The organism is Calothrix sp. NIES-2100, from assembly GCF_963875285.1.
GTDB lineage: Bacteria > Cyanobacteriota > Cyanobacteriia > Cyanobacteriales > Nostocaceae > Aulosira.
Genome location: NZ_CAWNLA010000001.1, coordinates 2,425,079 through 2,441,815, shown reverse-complemented (window position 1 = coordinate 2,441,815; position 16,737 = coordinate 2,425,079). Strand labels below are relative to the sequence as shown.

Genomic DNA, 16,737 nt, shown 5'->3' with positions numbered 1-16,737 from the left:
AAGAGGCAAAGAAACTGATGGAAAAAATTCTAATTTCAGAATTTCATCTTTGGATTCAGCAACGCCAAAGATAAAATAGTCAGATAACTACTTCCAACAAACATTTCAACATCAAATAAGCAGAAGTAGCCCCTGGATCTTGATGTCCGATACTGCGTTCTCCCAAATAGCTAGCCCGTCCTTTCTTGGCTAACATCGGTGTGGTATCTTTCAGCGCCTGTTCGGCGGTAGCTACAGCTTGCTGCAAAGCTGTGACTGTATCTCCACCTTCAGCGACAACTTTTGCAAAAGCTACCACTGCGGGAGATAAGACATCTACCATTGTCTTGTCTCCTAATTGGGCTTTACCACGCACAAGTACCCCATCTAAACCAGATTGAAGTAATTTCACTAAATCTTGCTCAGTCAGTTCGTGCTTATCTGTAACATCTGTACTAGCACGTAAAAACCAAGTTCCATAAAGAGGGCCACTCGCACCGCCAACACTAGAAATTAAAGTCATGCTAACTGCTTTGAAAATGCTACCGATATCTTTGTCGGCGACAGTTGGTAACTGAGTCATCACCTTTTTCAAACCGCGATCCATATTAATACCGTGGTCAGCATCACCGATCGCGGCATCTAATTCGGTTAAATATTCTTTATTTTGCTCTATTTCGGTGGCAAATGACTGTAACCATTGCAAAATCTGCTCTCTACTGACCATTTCTCACCTCTGTTGAGTTTGGTAATATTAGCTAAGGTAATGTAGCCATATATCCGAATTTGTACGGCTACGTATGTTAAGTTCGTGTAAAAGTGGGAAGTAGAAATTAGCCAAGGAAATAGGCGTTTATGATTCTTCCTCGGTCATTAGTCTTAAAACTACTCCCTTTATTATTTTTAATAACTTTCCTAACTACTTGCGTTGACTCGAGCAAAACTGCTGAAAATAATATTGTTGCTTTAGGAGCTGCGATCGCCTCAACCCAAGAAAATATTGTCTATCCAGAGAATGCAAAGATAGTCGATGTGACTGCACCAGAATATGGCGCTAGACCCAACGATAGCCAAGATGATACTGAAGCTATCCAAAAAGCACTCAGTAAGTTTCCCGCCGGAAGCAGAGTAATCTATTTACCCAATGGTGTATATAATATCTCCAATTCCCTTTACTGGCCTAAAGGTAAGCGTGGGCGTTCCGATTACAAGCGAACTGTGCTGCAAGGACAAAGTAAAGAAGGAGTGATTATTCAACTCCAAGATAACTCTCCCAATTTCCAAAATTCTAACCAGCCGCGACCAGTAATTTCTACAGGTTTTGACCCTGACTTAAATCCCAAATCTGAAGATTTCAAAGCGAGTAAGGTAGCGCAGCGCTTTGGTAATTCGGTGAGAAATCTCACTATTAATATCGGAAATAAAAATCCGGGAGCAGAAGGACTAAATTTTGCCGCCAACAATCAAGGCGCAGTTCGCAGTGTGAAAATCATCTCTCCTGACCGACAAGGAACAACAGGATTAGCACTCACTCATGGCGAAATTGGGCCGCTGCTGGTGGAAGATGTTGAGATTGTGGGATTCGATCACGGGATACGGACAAACAATGTTCTTAACAGCGTAACGTTGCAGAACATCACAGTCCGCGAGCAAAACCGAGCAGGTATTTACAATGGCGGACAAGTAATGAGCCTTGAGGGGTTCAGTAGTTTTAATTCCGTACCAGCAATTATCAATGGCAGAAATCCGAATAAAGACAAAGATCCAGGAAGTATGTTAACTCTGGTGAATGCCAAACTGACCGGTAGTGGTAGAGCAAAAAATACTTCAGCAATTGCTTCCGCTGGGTTTATCTACGCCAGAAACGTCGTCACTTCTGGCTACAGCGGCGTGTTCTCCAGTAATGCACGCAAGGCGGCTAAGAGCATAAATAAAGCTGCAATTGATGAATTTACTTCCCGTCCCATTCTTTCTAAGTTTGCTTCACCACAGAATTCTCTACAACTGCCGATTAAGCAATTTCCTAAGCTAGCATGGGATGACCCAAAAACTTGGGTGAGTGTTGAGAAGTTTGGCGCGACTCCCAAAGATAAAAAGGATGATACAGATGCTTTTCAAGCTGCAATCGATTCTGGTGCAACCACAGTCTTGGTGCCAAATGGTAGGTTTACAATTAACGGTTCCCTAAAACTCAGAGGACAGGTGCAAAGATTTGTCAGTACTGGGGGAGGATTTGAAGGTAATGGCGAGATAGTAGCAGACAACGGTAAGCAACCAACCTTGATTGTTGAGAACTTCTCTGTTGGGTATAACTCAAAGCTAAAATGGAAAAATGTTGCTAATCGCACTGTTGTTTACCGTAGTATCACTCACCTGGATCTGGAAAGCGAAGGTAGTGGCGACCTTTTCATTGATGATGCTGTCATGGGAAAACTCAGATTTCTCAACCCGGCGCAACACATTTGGGCACGCCAGCTAAATCTGGAGAGCGGTTCAGAAACTAATCTGGTGAATAATGGTGCTACACTCTGGATTCTGGGTTTGAAGACAGAGAGGGGTAAAACAAAAATCGAAACCACCAATGGGGGGTTTACAGAACTTCTCGGTGGATTCATTTATGCCACTAGTAAACAAAATCCACAAGAACCACTTTTCCGCATCGTCAATGCTAGTGCGAGTTTCGCCGGAGTAGCTGAGGCATTTTTCGATAAAGATACTTATCAAATCTGGGTTGAGGAAACACGCACTAACAGCACCAAAATGCTCAAAAGAGACGAGATTCCGGCAAGAACAACCGCAAACGGACAAGCTATGGTACTTTATACTGGCTTCGACAAGCGACCCTAGTAACTCGTAGGGGCGGGGTGACCCACCTGTGTCAACTTAACGTGAAACCCTTATCAAGACTTAATTTTGAATTAAATCACCTACCATCAAGATCCGCGTTACCCCACCCCAGTTTTGCTGGCGCAAAACCTCCCCTCCCCGCAAGCGGGGAGGGGATTGAGGGGTGGGGTAAAATGCCTGTGGAATAAGCGTTTTGACTTAAGTTGACACCAATGGGGGTGACCCCGCCCCTACAATTTGGGCGCTTTTCATTTGCATTAAATACAAAACCCTAGCCTCTAGCCCCTAGTCCCTTTTCTTTGCAAGGTGTATTGGACTCAACCGAGAACCGCTATAATTTATTTCTTGGAGTTCCCTTAGGGAACGCCTGCGTAGGGTGCGAGGGCTAAAGTTTTCGTAATATCAGTCAGGAGAAAGCGATCGCACAGGTTAAACATTTCTACCTCGGTTTGGGTTTGTCGCATCAGCCGCAGGAAATGACCTTCAGCGTCAACACTAAGGGCAATATAGTTAAGGAACATTTTCATGTAGCCTACGCGTGATCGCATTGGCATAGTTGACGCTGTGGGGGTTTGCCATAAACGATCAATATAGTTGCGTACCTCTACTAAAGGAACGGGCGCGATCGGCTCTCCTCGCAAAACCTGGCGAATTTGATGAAAAATCCAAGGATTCCCGATCGCCCAGCGTCCCACCATTACACCCGCAGCCCCTGTTTGAGACAGCACTTCCATAGCTGTTGTCGCCGAGTTAATATTGCCATTAGCCAGCACTGGACAATCAACTCTTCTCACGGCTTCCGCAATCAAATCATATTTCACTACCCCGTGGTACATATCTTTTACCGTGCGACCATGCAAAGAGAGCAAATCAATGCTGTGGCGATTGATGATATCGAGAATTTTGTCAAAGTTATCTGTATTTTCAAAGCCTACGCGCATTTTGACAGTAAAAGGGCGATCGTTGACTGCTTGTCGCAGTTCTCCCAAAATCCGCTCCACTTTTTCCGGTTCTCGCAGCAATCCACCCCCGACATTTTTGCGATAGATTCGCGGTGCTGGACAGCCCATATTCAAGTCAACGCCAGCGATATTATAGCGGCAGAGTTCCTTTGCTGTTCTGACTAAGTCGGGAATGCTTTCGCCAATCATTTGCGCAAAAACCGGGCGACCGGTGTCGTTTTCGGTGATTGCTGAGAGAATGTGACGATTGAGCCGTGAGGTATCATTGACGCGGAAATACTCAGTAAAGAAGTAGTCAGGACTACCATAGTGGGCAATCACCTTCATAAACCAGAGATTTGTCACATCCTGCATAGGCGCAAGAGCGGTGAGCGGTAGGTATGGATGGAGCGATTGGGGGAGCGATACCTGGGACGACATAGAGGTGAAGGGCGTTGACAAAGCATCACTTTATCAAAAAATCGTTAACGCGATCGCTTTCCACTCAGGGACTTACTCGTAAAAAAATATTCCATTACTATTGTTGACAATTCACACTCAACAGTCAACCGTCAACTCTCAACGACTTTAACGAAATAATTTATTTTTTGGAGTCCCCTAAATTCCCCAGCGTAAGCTTGGTGTTTTAACTGGTGCATCCCATAGCTTGAGCATTTCATCATCTAATTTCAAGAGGGTAATTGAGCATCCTTGCATTTCTAAAGATGTCATATAAGAACCTATGAGATTGCGGACAATTTGCAATCCCTGCTGTGCGCAGATTTGTGCTAGTTGGCGATAGACCAAATATAGTTCAGAAATGGGAGTACCACCCATACCATTGACAAAAGCTAAAACGCGATCGCCTGTTTGCAATGGTGGATCTGTCAATTCTACATCTACCCATTCCCCTTGGTTTTCGTCCCACTCCCGGACTGTGCGGTGATAGCCTGTATCTTCGATAAGCGATCGCGTTAATCTTTCGGTAATCTCATCTCCCGATTGTAAAGGGATGCGTTCTCTACCAGGTTCACCATGAATCCCAATCCCAATTTCTAATTCGCGATCGCCTAATGTAAATGTTGGTGTACCTTTCGCCGGTACTGTACAAGAACTTAAAGCAATTCCCATACTCCGTCCATGCAAATTTACCCGACGGCACAAATCAGCTATTTGCGGCAAATCATAACCCAGTTCCGCCGCCGCACCACAAATTTTTTCTGCTAGTACTGTTGTGCCTACACCCCGCCTGCCCTGAGTATAAAGGCTATCCTTGACTGCGATATCATCATCAATCACAATATTTAGCACTCGGATACCCTCACTGCGAGCTAATTCCGTTGCCATTTCAAAATTCATCACATCGCCGCTATAATTTTTGACGATATAAAGGATACCAGCCCCTCCATTGACTTTCTGAGCAGCTGCTAGCATTTGGTCAGGAGTTGGTGAAGTGAAAACCTCTCCCGGACAAGCTGCATCCAGCATTCCCTGTCCGACAAAACCCGCGTGCATCGGCTCATGTCCACTGCCACCACCAGAAATAATTGCTACTTTTCCTGGTATAGGTGCAACGGCTCGATAAACAAAGGTAGGATCGTAACTCACTTGAATTAAATCAGCATGAGCTGCTGCGTATCCCTGTAAACTTTCGCGGACAAAATCTTCTGGATTGTTAATCAGCTTTTTCATCGACAATTTGGGTAGAAACCCCGTCCTTGTAGGACGGCTTTATATTAAAATATAGATGGTCAATGACCCACCCGAGACGATGGATTCAGACAGCCTAACGAGCGAAGTCCAGTAAAATTGGCGGCGCAGACAAATCGGTAGACCGGGAAAAGAGGATAGGGCAATGGCAAACATCCCTAGAATCAAAACAACAGATAAGAATTCCTTTTGGGTATTCGACACATAAAACCGCTGGACTAGCGGGGTTAGTCTGTGGAGCGAACATAAGACCATAAAACTCCTTGAGGGTGGAGGCAGTTGCTATGAAGCAGAAACTCAAATCGTGAGGTTTGGGAATCACCGTTCCTTTAGGTCGGTGAGGATGTCAAGATCTACTAAATATGTTTGTTGAGAAAATTACATCTGTCGTCAGGGTAAAGCGCATTGCTAAACCCCTACCGCGCTGATTTGGGTGTGAGCTGCCCACCATATTGCAGTATCATTAATTCTTTCATAATCCTGTAGCGACAACTATTTATAAGTTCTTAACTCTCATTACTCTTTCTATCCTCATCTAGTGCTTTTTGAATCGCCTGACGGCAAAACTCTGGAGGGTTATCTTTTGTTGATAATTCCTCCTTCATTCCTTTGCTAATGCGTAAATTCATTCTTTGTGTTAATGGCTCGTCTCTGTCGGTGACAAATTTTTTTAAATTTTCTGGATTACCTTTAGGATTGGGCATTGTTGAGAAAAATAAATATAGCTTGAACTACTGCTGACCGAGTAAATATTTTTATCATATAAGATTAGGACTTACGCAAAAAACCTCTCAAACTCTTATTCCTACCGAAGTTCTGTTCGTCGAAGACGTTGGCGTTCGCGCAGCGTCTCCCCTTGGGAGAAGCCATCGTCGGAAGCCGACGCTCAGACTTCTCTGTGTGTACTCTGTGTCCTGGAGCGGTTTGATTTTCCGTGACCTGTGCGTAAGTCCTGAAGATATCTGATAATTTTTAATAATAACTCGCATATCGCGTATAGATATCTGCTCACCCATCCTTTGCTGACACAAAAGAAGTAAATATGGTCAAAGTTAATACATTTCCAGTAATATCTACCACCGATTTATTTTTGCGTGTCGCCGCCTTAGCTGCTGAGTTTGCGACTCGCGCCGCAGTTCACGATCGCAATGCTTCTTTCCCCTTTGAGAATTTTACCGCCCTCCAGCAAGCACAACTCCTAAATTTGACTATTCCCCAAGAATTTGGCGGTCAAGGTGTAGGATATGCTACTGTCTGTCGGGTGATTGAAACCATAGCGGGTGGGGATGCGGCTACGGCTTTAGTATTGACAATGCATTATTTACAACACGCCAATGCTGGACGTACCCGTCGCTGGCCAGATGACATTTATCAGCGGTTGTGTAAAGAATCGGTAGAAGGTATTGCTTTAATAAATGCTGCCCGTGTGGAACCGGAATTAGGTACACCAGCGCGGGGCGGATTACCTGCAACCACTGCGGAATATACTGCTAATGGTTGGCTATTAAATGGACATAAAATATACACGACAGGCAGCCCAATTTTGCGTTACTTTGTGGTTTGGGCACGCACAACAGAAATAGAACCGCGAGTGGGTAATTTTCTTGTACCGCGAAATTTACCTGGTGTCTGCATTGAAGAAACTTGGGATCACTTGGGAATGCGGGCGACCGGTAGCCACGACTTGATTTTAGAAAATGTCTTAATTCCTGTAGAGAATGCTTTGGATATTCGCCCATTATCAGCTTGGTCGTCTGCCGATCCATTGCAATTAGCTGGTAATAGCCTCTGGTTGAGTGCATTATACCAGGGAGTAGCCAAAGCAGCGCGAGATTGGCTAGTAGGATATTTAAATGAGCGATCGCCTACTAATTTAGGAGCGAGTTTAGCAACACTACCCCGCTTTCAAACAGCGATCGGGGAAATGGAAGCTTTACTATATGCAAGCGATCGCCTAATTTATGGTTTAGCCAACGATATCGATGCCGCCAATTATGACAGCAACGTAGTATTACAGGCACAAACCGTAAAATATATCACCACAAATAACGCCATTCGCGCCGTGGAAATCGGACTGCAACTGATTGGTAATCCTGGCTTATCGCGCCATAACCCCTTAGAAAGACACTATCGTGATGTCCTTTGCAGCCGCATTCATACCCCACAAAACGATGCAATTTGCTTATCTTTAGGAAAACGAGCCTTGGGTCAATAGTCAACAGTCAACAGTCAACAATAATTTGTCCCCCTTCCCTTGTCTCCATATTACTTGATCGCCCGAATTTCATCGTACTTGGCACGCACAGCCTGTATATCCTGCCACATCAGCCATTTCGGGCTTCCTACGTCTCTTGAAGGGTTCCGCAGTAAGTAGGAAGGATGGAAAATTGGCATACACAAACGCCCCTCCCACTCGATCCACTGTCCGCGAATTTTCGTAATAGCGCGTTTATCACTAGTTAAACCTTTAACAGCAGTTGCACCAGTTAACAAAATAATTTTGGGATCTACCAGTCGAATTTGTTCTAATAAGTAGGGTAAGCAAGCTGCCATTTCTTCAGTAGTAGGAACCCGATTCTCTGGTGGGCGGCATTTATTGATATTGGCAATATATACATCCTGCTCAGTACTGAGATTCACAGAGGCTAAGATTTTCTCTAGCAGCTGCCCGGATTTGCCGACAAACGGTAAGCCTGTTTCGTCTTCATTTTGACCTGGCGCTTCCCCAACAACCATAATCTGTGCTTTGAGGTTTCCCCGGCCAACGACAGCATGAGTGCGGTTGTCTCCTAATCCACAACGGTGACACTGATTGCAGTGCTGTGCCAACTCCGTCATGTCAGAATAAGTATTGGCAGGTATGGGAATTTTAGCGTCTGTGGGAATCAGATCTCGTTGGTTAAAGCTGGAGTCGTCAAATAGACTGAGTTGGGTATCGCTGCTCATGAAAATCTCGAAGTCGGAATCAATAGCACCTGTCTAATCTCAGTGTAGTACTTCTGGTATTATCGGTCTTTGAATGTCCCAATTAATTAGCGATCGCCTAAAAATTTCCTGATTCACATCTAATTCAGTTTATCTCTAACTGGGGATTAGCGGTCAAGGAACCAGGGCTAATCCTAGACCAATGACCAATGACTATTGACTATTGACTAATTGTTTGGTATTGCATGGCTTTGGCATAATCGCCTAAGACGTAACAAGCAATTCTGAGACTAGCAAGGGCTTGTTCTTGATTACGAACGTCTTTCATCGCCTGTGCTAAAAACAAACGTTGTTCATGGTATGTAATTGCTTTTTTGTAATCACCCAAAGCTTCACAAGCAACTCCTAAACTTCCGAGAGACTGTTCCTCACTTCGCTTGTCTTGAAGTTCTCTAGCTATTTGCAAACGCTCTTCATGATAAATAATAGCTTTGGTATAATCGCCTAAGGCATAGCAGGCATTACCCAGATTCTTGAGGACAAGAACAGCACTACGCAGATTGTTCAGGGAGCGTGATAAGATTACACATTGTTCATAGTATGCGATCGCTTTTGGGTAATCGTCCAATGCATACCAAGCATTACCTAAATTCTTGAGGACTTGTTCCTCACCCCAATGGTCTTGCAGTTCCTGGACAATTGCTAAACTTTGTTCTTGATAATTAATCGCCTGTTCAAAATTACCTATAGCTTTATAAACCAAACCCAGATTATTCAAAGCTGCGACTTGAGAGCGCTTGTCTTGCTGCTGCTGGGTGATTTTCAAACTCTCGTCTAAAAACTCAATAGCTTTGTCATAGTCGTTGAGGTGACGGTAAGCATTTCCTAAATGAGAAAGCACTTGTATCCGCACTGATAAATCTGATGTTTCCCCCATCAAGCATAAACACTGTTGACAGTAGAAAATAGTTTTTTGGTAGTCCCCTACTGTATAAGCTATTAATGCTAATAAGGAAAGCACTTGTTCCTGTTTAGGAGAATTACCTACTGCTTGAAACAGCACCAGAGATGCTTCTAAAGTCTCGATTGCAGCAGTTAAATCACCAGCTTGTTGCTGTTGGACTCCTTGACGTAGTAGTTTGGATGCTTCTAATAACTGGCCGTTACTTTCTTGGGAAATAGTTATTTCTGCTGATGAAGCTTGGTCAAAATCATGGGTAATGGTGTTACGCTTCCTTAATTTTCCATATTGTTGTGGAACATTTAAGGGATCTGTATTCTTAAAGTTAGGATTCCATCCGCCTGTAGACATCGACCAAGTCCTGTTAAGTTTGGTGATATCATTTAGTATTCCCCAAATTATCAGTAAATCTTCACGCTGACCAGTTTTTCATCACCTATGCGCCACAAGTCCAGCCTCAAACCTTAATTTTTGGTGATTCAGCTGAGTGTTGCTCTGACTTCCATTAAAATGATTCCTAACATATTTTTACCACTCCCATCAGCTCCACAACCCCAGTAAAAATCAATCGGAGAGTTTTCCACAATTTCTTCATCGCCTGTGGAAAGTAAAATTTCCCTAATATCTGCATGGGTTTCAAATTTGCGTAATACTGCTTTTCGCATCACGTCATCTTTAATTTGTTCCCAATCTTGGCGTAGGGGACGGCTGCGTTCGCGTCCCATTCTCGCTGCATCTTTAGGACTTTTGACTAGACGAATTTGTTCAACATGCAAGGTTCCAACGAATTTTTGTGCTTGGAAATAATGTTCGCTGGTAGACCAATATAACCCATCCAACTCAAAACCGTGGGCTGAAAAGTTGGAGAAACAACCATATTGTTCGCGAAGATTATAAAAATAAATTGTCATATATTTTATCGGGGATTGCGGCTACTCGGACAAGGACATATTGCATTTATATTACTCGATATTTTTCGTTTTTATGGGCAAGAGAATTGTAAATTCTGTTCCTTGTCCTATTTCTGAATTTATTTCTATTTTACCTTGGTGTATTTCAATTATCTGGTATTGCAATACTAAATTTAGAAGTTTTTTTGAAAAAAAGTATATTATAGATTAACTTTTAGGTTTTAAAACTATTAGCATAGAGTTATAAAAAGTTAAAAACATTTATTAACAATCAATATTTTAGTGCAAGTAATGTATTAATTACTTGACAAGAACATTTGGTTATTTAATATCAATTCATCCCCAAAATATAAATATTTTTTGAAAAATTTTTCTGAGAGTGGATGGTCTACCCTAGATAGAGAAAGTTCACATAGTTTAATATTATTAAATACGATTTTCACTCCCAGCCAATTCCTTTGGTTCGTAGTGGCGACATCCCTGACATGGCCCGTTGGGATTGACAGCACAGCGGATATAGCCAGATCTAGCATTGAATTTGCAGCTAATGTCGCCTACTAAGTAACCAACCCCTTCTAGATAATAGCGTTCCCCGTAGGTGATGCCTGTGGCATCACCTTGGACTTGACTGAGATTTTGCCTTACCCGCATCCCTGACATGTTCATGGCTGCTTGTCTCATCCTTAAACGTGTCCGCAAATGAGTTTTACGGATGATCCATAGGGAGAACAGGGACGGTAAGAAACCAATGACGATTACGAAAAGAGTCCTTAACACTTTTTCCTTACCTCTTTTATAATTTTGGTGAGTGCAGCTATTAGGGTCGTTTCGCCTTTTTGCCTTAACAGTAAAGTTTTTGGAGACTACAAAGGCTTGTGGTACTAGAGACTTTCATAAAAAAATTATCTAATACCACTTTAACCAGCATAACTTTTACAGTTTATCGGTTGGGCTGTAGTTGCAGTTTCATATCTTTAAGTTTTGTTGAATGGGGCATTGGGCAGAAAACTCCCCACACTCCCCATATCTCTCTTGTCCCCTCATCTCCCTGGTTGGCGATCGCCTTTCTTTGCTTCTGAAAATGTGACGAAGTTGCTATGCTAGCTTTGCTGCTTGTCTTTGTGCGGGGAAGATTTGATTTGTGAACATCATTAAGCTCTCAGATCCCCGACTTCTTTAAGAACAAGGGGATTTTGTGGAAGATATATAACTTTTATTTATTAATTGCAATATATCTTCAAAAAATGAAGATATTTTTATCAGGACTTACGCACGGACTACGATGTTTCTTAATTGCGGATTCCAAATTGGTATTAGTCATTCATAATTTGATAATTCCTGCGCCATTTTTCCAGATTTTCGATAGTTACTGTTTTAGTTATTACATTTACACCATTACCCCGCCAATCCACTTCTGGATCTGTCGTAAAAACTCCGCACTCTAATTGTTCTTGTCTGAGATTCCAATATTCACTAAATCGGCTTTTTAAAGTAATAACTTGCTCAAAAACCTTGTTTCGATGCTTATTTCTTCTTTTTCTTTCTGTGGCTCCTGTAGCTTCTGTATCAATAAATTTAGTTTCGATTAAAAACAGATTACCACGATTAGTTAGGTAGACAAAATCACATTTACCCAAATCAGTATAATCGGCAATTGGCGATTTTTCAAACAACAATAATTCATAACATGAGGGAAATAATGTTTTAATATTCAGAAATAAATAAGCTTGTAATAGCAGCTCTTTGTCATAGGGAAAAACAATCACCCCTTCAAAAAACTTTTTGATATCATCCTGTGTTTGGGGTTGAATTCTTTTACAATATGAGACAAATTTATGTAGATCATTGACGATCATCAAGTCTTAGCTCCTTCCCCTGACAATTGCCTAAACGGCATAGCATCAAAAGATACCATTAAACCAGGGAAAGTATCATCCGCAGAAGTAACCAAAAAACCGACTCCAGAGCATTTTGTATCCGGTTATATACTGTTGACGTAGTAGTAAATGTTATGTCAAGCTCATGCAGCAAATATAAGTAATGATGCAGTAAACTGTGTTTTTCACAGAGTTTGTGTTCTTGAGATTTTAACTTCCTGTCAGCGGTTTGATATCAGCCCGGAATTTAGCATTTTCCAGAGCTATAACAGCGCTCAGAGAATCTTGTACCCAAAATTGCCGACCAAAACGGACAAGTTGACGGGAATTCCCGGCTTGGACTATGCCAATAACGGGAATTTTAGCCTTTTCTTTGTCTCCTGATAGTTCTTTCAACACATTTCTGAGGCGATCGCGTTCTTCTATGTTGTCTGCTTGTCGGGGAGTTAATTCTACCATGATCAGTTTTACAGTATCAACTACTTCGGCATCTTCAACAATAAATTGAGTTTGTTCATCTCGGCGGTCTACTTTTCCCCAGATAATCAATCTCGCATCAACTACCAGCAGGGAACTAATACGTTCGTAAGTTTTGGGAAAGACTACTGCTTCTGATTGAGTAGTTAAATCTTCGATTTGCAAAATTGCCATTGGATCGCCTTTTTTGGTCATCACTTTTTTGACATTATTGAGCATGACAACCGCGCAAATCATTGTATCTTCCCGTTGTTCCCCCAATTGTGAAAGATTAATTGGAGCGAGAACTAGGGATGATTGCTTAATAGCTTTGAGGGGATGGTCTGATACATAAAAACCCAAAAGCTCTTTTTCCATCTGTAATTTTTTGGGTGGAGGGAAATCCTCAACCGCTTGAGCTTTGGGTGCAGTTTCAAAAGCATTATTAGCTTTTTTATCATTAGTAGCAGCAAATCCCCCTAATAAATCAAAGATACTTCCTTGACCGCTGGCTCGGTCTTTAGCGCGGGATTGTGCCCAATCATAAACTAGTGGTAGGTCTTGGATCAGCTGGTGACGGTTAGATTGGATTTTGTCAAAAGCACCACAATAAATCAGCGACTCCAAAGTCCGTTTGTTCACAGCACGTAAATCTATGCGATCGCAAAAATCTGCCAAGGATTTAAAATCTCCGCCTTCGTCTCTAGCTTCTAGAATCGAAGCGATCGCATTTTGTCCCACATTCCTTACTGCCGAAAATCCGAACAAAATTTTGTCTGCTGCTGGCGTAAAATCTACCCCAGAGCGATTAATATCTGGCGGCTCGATTTGAATGTTCATACTCATACAGGTAGCGATATATTTCTGCACCTTGTCGGTGTCGCCACTGTTAGCCGTCAATAAGGCGGCCATGTATTCTAAAGGATAATTAGCTTTTAAATATGCTGTTTGATAAGTTACATAGCCATAAGCAGTTGAATGCGATTTATTAAAACAATTGGCAGCTATCAAACCATTTTTGATGGCAAAGTTATGGTCTAGCTCTACTCCAATGTCATAAACATTTTGTTCGCCTAAAGATTTACGTGTTACTATTTTGACCATATTATTTATTAATTCCTTACGTAAATTTAGCCAATGCTTTAATTTATTAAAATTATCAGGATTTTCAGGCAATGCCCAGACTACAAAATCTATTCCAGAGCGAACACTGCTATACTTTTACACGAAAATAGGGACTAGGGACTAGAGGAAGCAGGGGAGATGAGGGGACAAAGGAGACAAATGACCATTGACCATTGACAAATGACCAATGCCCAATTCCCAATCATAATGTACTAAAATCAAGGACTTGAGTCACAAAGGGAGCAATCATGGCATTCATCCGCGAGTTGCACGAACAATTAATTAAAAAAGAACGTTCTGCTGTTGAAATTACCCAAGAAGCTTTAGACCGGATCCAAGCTTTAGAGCCGAAATTACACAGTTTCTTGTGTGTAACTGCACAACAGGCGTTGGAGCAGGCTCGTGCAGTGGATGCTAAAATCGCGGCTGGTGAGGAAATTGGACTGCTAGCAGGGATTCCTATTGGGATTAAAGACAATCTCTGTACCAAAGGGATTACCACCACTTGCGCTTCCCGGATTTTAGAAAATTTTGTGCCGCCTTATGAATCAACGGTAACGCAAAAACTGGCAGATGCTGGGGCGGTGATGGTGGGAAAAACCAACTTGGATGAGTTTGCAATGGGTAGTTCCACAGAAAACTCTGCTTACCAAGTCACGGCTAATCCTTGGGATTTATCACGGGTTCCCGGTGGTTCCTCTGGAGGTTCAGCGGCGGCGGTGGCGGCTGATGAATGTGTTGTCGCCCTTGGTTCTGATACAGGCGGTTCAATTCGCCAACCGGCTTCGTTCTGCGGTGTAGTCGGGCTGAAACCAACTTACGGACTGGTTTCTCGTTATGGTTTGGTAGCTTACGCTTCATCTTTGGATCAAATAGGGCCATTTGGGCGCACAGTAGAAGATGCGGCAATATTATTAAGTGCGATCGCAGGTTACGATGCCAAAGACTCCACTAGTCTGAAAGTGGAAATTCCTGATTACGCTGCTAGCTTAAAACCCGACCTCAAAGCCAGAAAAAAGCTGAGAATCGGTATTATCAAAGAAACATTTGGTGAAGGCTTGGACTCGGTGGTAGAACAAGCAGTAACCAAAGCTATCGATCAACTACAACATTTGGGCGCAGAAATTCATGTGGTTTCCTGTGCCAACTTCCGCTACGGTTTACCTAGCTATTACATCATCGCCCCATCAGAAGCATCAGCTAACCTAGCTCGTTATGATGGCGTTAAGTATGGCTTACGGGTTCCTGACGCAGATAATCTGCTTTCAATGTACACTCGTACCCGCGCTACTGGTTTTGGTACAGAAGTTAAACGGCGGATTATGATTGGCACTTATGCCCTTTCTGCTGGGTATTATGATGCGTACTATCTCAAAGCGCAAAAAGTCCGGACTTTGATTAAGCAAGACTTTGAAAAAGCTTTTGAACAAGTTGATGTGTTAGTTTGTCCTACTGCTCCCACTACAGCCTTCAAAGCCGGGGAAAAAACTACCGATCCCTTAAGTATGTACTTAACTGACTTGATGACGATTCCTGTAAATCTTGCCGGTTTACCAGGCTTAAGTGTGCCTTGTGGATTTGATGACCAGGGGCTACCTATTGGATTGCAGCTAATTGGCAAAGTACTACGGGAAGACCAACTGTTTCAAGTAGCTTACGCTTATGAGCAATCCACTAGTTGGCACTTGAATCAACCACAGTTAGCTTGAAAATGGGTATGGGGCATTGGGCATTGGGCATTGGGCATTGGGCATTGGGAAGAAAACTCCCCACACTCCCCACACTCCCTCATCCCCCTCATCCCTTCCCTAGCCCCTAGCTAAATTAAATAGTAAATTTTTGTAAATTTTTGTATATAATAGCACTGATAATTCAAGCTCATTAAAATTTTTCTGTTCGGGTTTATCCTAGCTGGACAATTACCAGGCTACCAGTTAGGAAATTTTTTCATGTTTACAGATACTCGTGATTTCACTTAATTAGGTACATGAGAATAGACAAGCTGCAACTACCATTAGATTTGTTATTAAAGGTGCTACTCTATTTCGCAATTATTGCCGCGATCGCCTATTTTGGCCTATGTGTGTTTCTTTTTATTCAGCAGCCTCGGTTTATCTTCTTTCCTTCTAGTACTCTGGAAAAGACACCAGAGCTTTTTAATGTTGCTTATGAAGAAGTTTGGTTACCAGTACCAGTGCGATCGCGTCAGGTAGAACACATCCACGGCTGGTGGATTCCAGCTAAACAACCGAATGCCAAAGTTTTATTGTATCTGCACGGTAATGGGATCAATATTGGTGCAAACATTGCCCATGCTTCTCGGTTTTATCAACAAGGGTTTTCTGTGTTGCTCATTGATTACCGGGGTTATGGGCGCAGTGAAGGTGCTTTTCCTAATGAAAACAGAGTCTATCAGGATGCAGCTACAGCTTGGAATTACTTAGTACAGCAGCTACAGATTCCACCGAGAGATATTTTTATTTATGGACATTCTTTAGGGGGTGCAATAGCCATTGATTTGGCTGTCAAACATCCAGATGCGGCTGGAGTAATTGTGGAAAGTTCTTTCACTTCAATTCGGGAAGTAGTAGCTTATAGGAACTTGTTTGGCATGTTCCCCGTCGATTTAATCCTGACACAGCGATTTGAATCGATTAAAAAATTACCAAAGTTAAAAACGCCAGTTTTATTCATACATGGTACCGCCGATTCAAGTGTGCCGTTTTTCATGAGCCAAAAACTATATGCGATCGCTCCTGAACCCAAACAGCTAATTTTAGTTCCTGGCGCCGGACACAACGACGTTGCAGATTTAGCTGGTGTGCAATATATGCAATGGGTGGATGATTTTGTTCAACAAGTTTACACACCTCATAAATGACTAATATTTGAACTTAGCTGACTATTGACAAATGACCAATGACAAATGACACGCGCAGCGACTAAAAAACTCATCCTAATAATCCGGAACAGGTAGCAAATAAAAGAAGAAATTATACAGGTAG

The 16,737-nt window shown here is 42.5% G+C and carries 14 protein-coding genes; 4 read left to right on the top strand and 10 right to left on the bottom strand.

The genetic code is table 11. The annotated features are described in order from the left end of the window. Positions 1–79: 79 nt before the first annotated feature. Positions 80–706: a dihydroxyacetone kinase subunit DhaL gene (gene dhaL / locus AACU32_RS10515; protein WP_096599516.1), complete on the bottom strand. Its 627-nt coding sequence runs from the start codon at positions 704–706 to the stop codon at positions 80–82. Between the two features lie 128 nt (positions 707–834). Here dhaL and AACU32_RS10510 point away from each other — a divergent pair, with 128 nt between their 5' ends. Continuing rightward, positions 835–2,826, top strand: a complete 1,992-nt coding sequence (locus AACU32_RS10510) for a glycosyl hydrolase family 28-related protein (RefSeq protein WP_096599515.1) — start codon at positions 835–837, stop codon at positions 2,824–2,826. Positions 2,827–3,182: 356 nt separating this feature from the next. Here the strand turns inward: AACU32_RS10510 and AACU32_RS10505 are convergent, their stop codons facing one another. The 3 genes from AACU32_RS10505 to AACU32_RS10495 form a co-directional block, all read right to left on the bottom strand. Then, positions 3,183–4,208, bottom strand: coding sequence for a tRNA-dihydrouridine synthase family protein (locus tag AACU32_RS10505; protein WP_096599514.1), 1,026 nt, complete (start codon positions 4,206–4,208; stop codon positions 3,183–3,185). Positions 4,209–4,385: 177 nt separating this feature from the next. Further along, complete coding sequence (gene dhaK / locus AACU32_RS10500; RefSeq protein WP_096599513.1) at positions 4,386–5,459, bottom strand: dihydroxyacetone kinase subunit DhaK; 1,074 nt, start codon at positions 5,457–5,459, stop codon at positions 4,386–4,388. Between the two features lie 524 nt (positions 5,460–5,983). Next, the gene (locus AACU32_RS10495) at positions 5,984–6,181 is read right to left on the bottom strand and encodes a hypothetical protein (RefSeq protein ID WP_096599512.1); all 198 of its coding nucleotides are present in this window, start codon (positions 6,179–6,181) and stop codon (positions 5,984–5,986) included. A 338-nt stretch (positions 6,182–6,519) separates the two neighbouring features. Here AACU32_RS10495 and AACU32_RS10490 point away from each other — a divergent pair, with 338 nt between their 5' ends. Next, complete coding sequence (locus AACU32_RS10490) at positions 6,520–7,692, top strand: acyl-CoA dehydrogenase family protein (protein WP_096599511.1); 1,173 nt, start codon at positions 6,520–6,522, stop codon at positions 7,690–7,692. Positions 7,693–7,742: 50 nt separating this feature from the next. On the opposite strand, the gene AACU32_RS10485 is transcribed toward AACU32_RS10490, so the two are convergent. From AACU32_RS10485 to AACU32_RS10460, 6 genes are all read right to left on the bottom strand, one after another. Then, positions 7,743–8,423: a uracil-DNA glycosylase gene (locus tag AACU32_RS10485; RefSeq protein WP_096599510.1), complete on the bottom strand. Its 681-nt coding sequence runs from the start codon at positions 8,421–8,423 to the stop codon at positions 7,743–7,745. Between the two features lie 199 nt (positions 8,424–8,622). Beyond that, complete coding sequence (locus AACU32_RS10480; protein ID WP_096599509.1) at positions 8,623–9,714, bottom strand: tetratricopeptide repeat protein; 1,092 nt, start codon at positions 9,712–9,714, stop codon at positions 8,623–8,625. A 128-nt stretch (positions 9,715–9,842) separates the two neighbouring features. Further along, entirely contained in the window at positions 9,843–10,274 is a 432-nt protein-coding gene (locus AACU32_RS10475; RefSeq protein ID WP_096599508.1) for an NADAR family protein, read from the bottom strand. A gap of 426 nt (positions 10,275–10,700) precedes the next feature. Next, a complete protein-coding gene (locus AACU32_RS10470; protein WP_096599507.1) occupies positions 10,701–11,051 on the bottom strand; it encodes a DUF6464 family protein in 351 nt (116 codons plus the stop codon). 536 nt (positions 11,052–11,587) lie between these two features. Beyond that, positions 11,588–12,130, bottom strand: coding sequence for a hypothetical protein (locus tag AACU32_RS10465; protein WP_096599506.1), 543 nt, complete (start codon positions 12,128–12,130; stop codon positions 11,588–11,590). Between the two features lie 231 nt (positions 12,131–12,361). After that, positions 12,362–13,711: a helix-hairpin-helix domain-containing protein gene (locus AACU32_RS10460; protein ID WP_096607943.1), complete on the bottom strand. Its 1,350-nt coding sequence runs from the start codon at positions 13,709–13,711 to the stop codon at positions 12,362–12,364. A 269-nt stretch (positions 13,712–13,980) separates the two neighbouring features. On the opposite strand from AACU32_RS10460, the gene gatA reads away from it, so the two are divergent. Further along, on the top strand, positions 13,981–15,441 hold the full coding sequence (gene gatA / locus AACU32_RS10455) for an Asp-tRNA(Asn)/Glu-tRNA(Gln) amidotransferase subunit GatA (protein WP_096599505.1): 1,461 nt from the start codon (positions 13,981–13,983) through the stop codon (positions 15,439–15,441). Positions 15,442–15,719: 278 nt separating this feature from the next. Then, positions 15,720–16,613, top strand: a complete 894-nt coding sequence (locus AACU32_RS10450; RefSeq protein ID WP_096599504.1) for an alpha/beta hydrolase — start codon at positions 15,720–15,722, stop codon at positions 16,611–16,613. Positions 16,614–16,737: the final 124 nt, after the last annotated feature.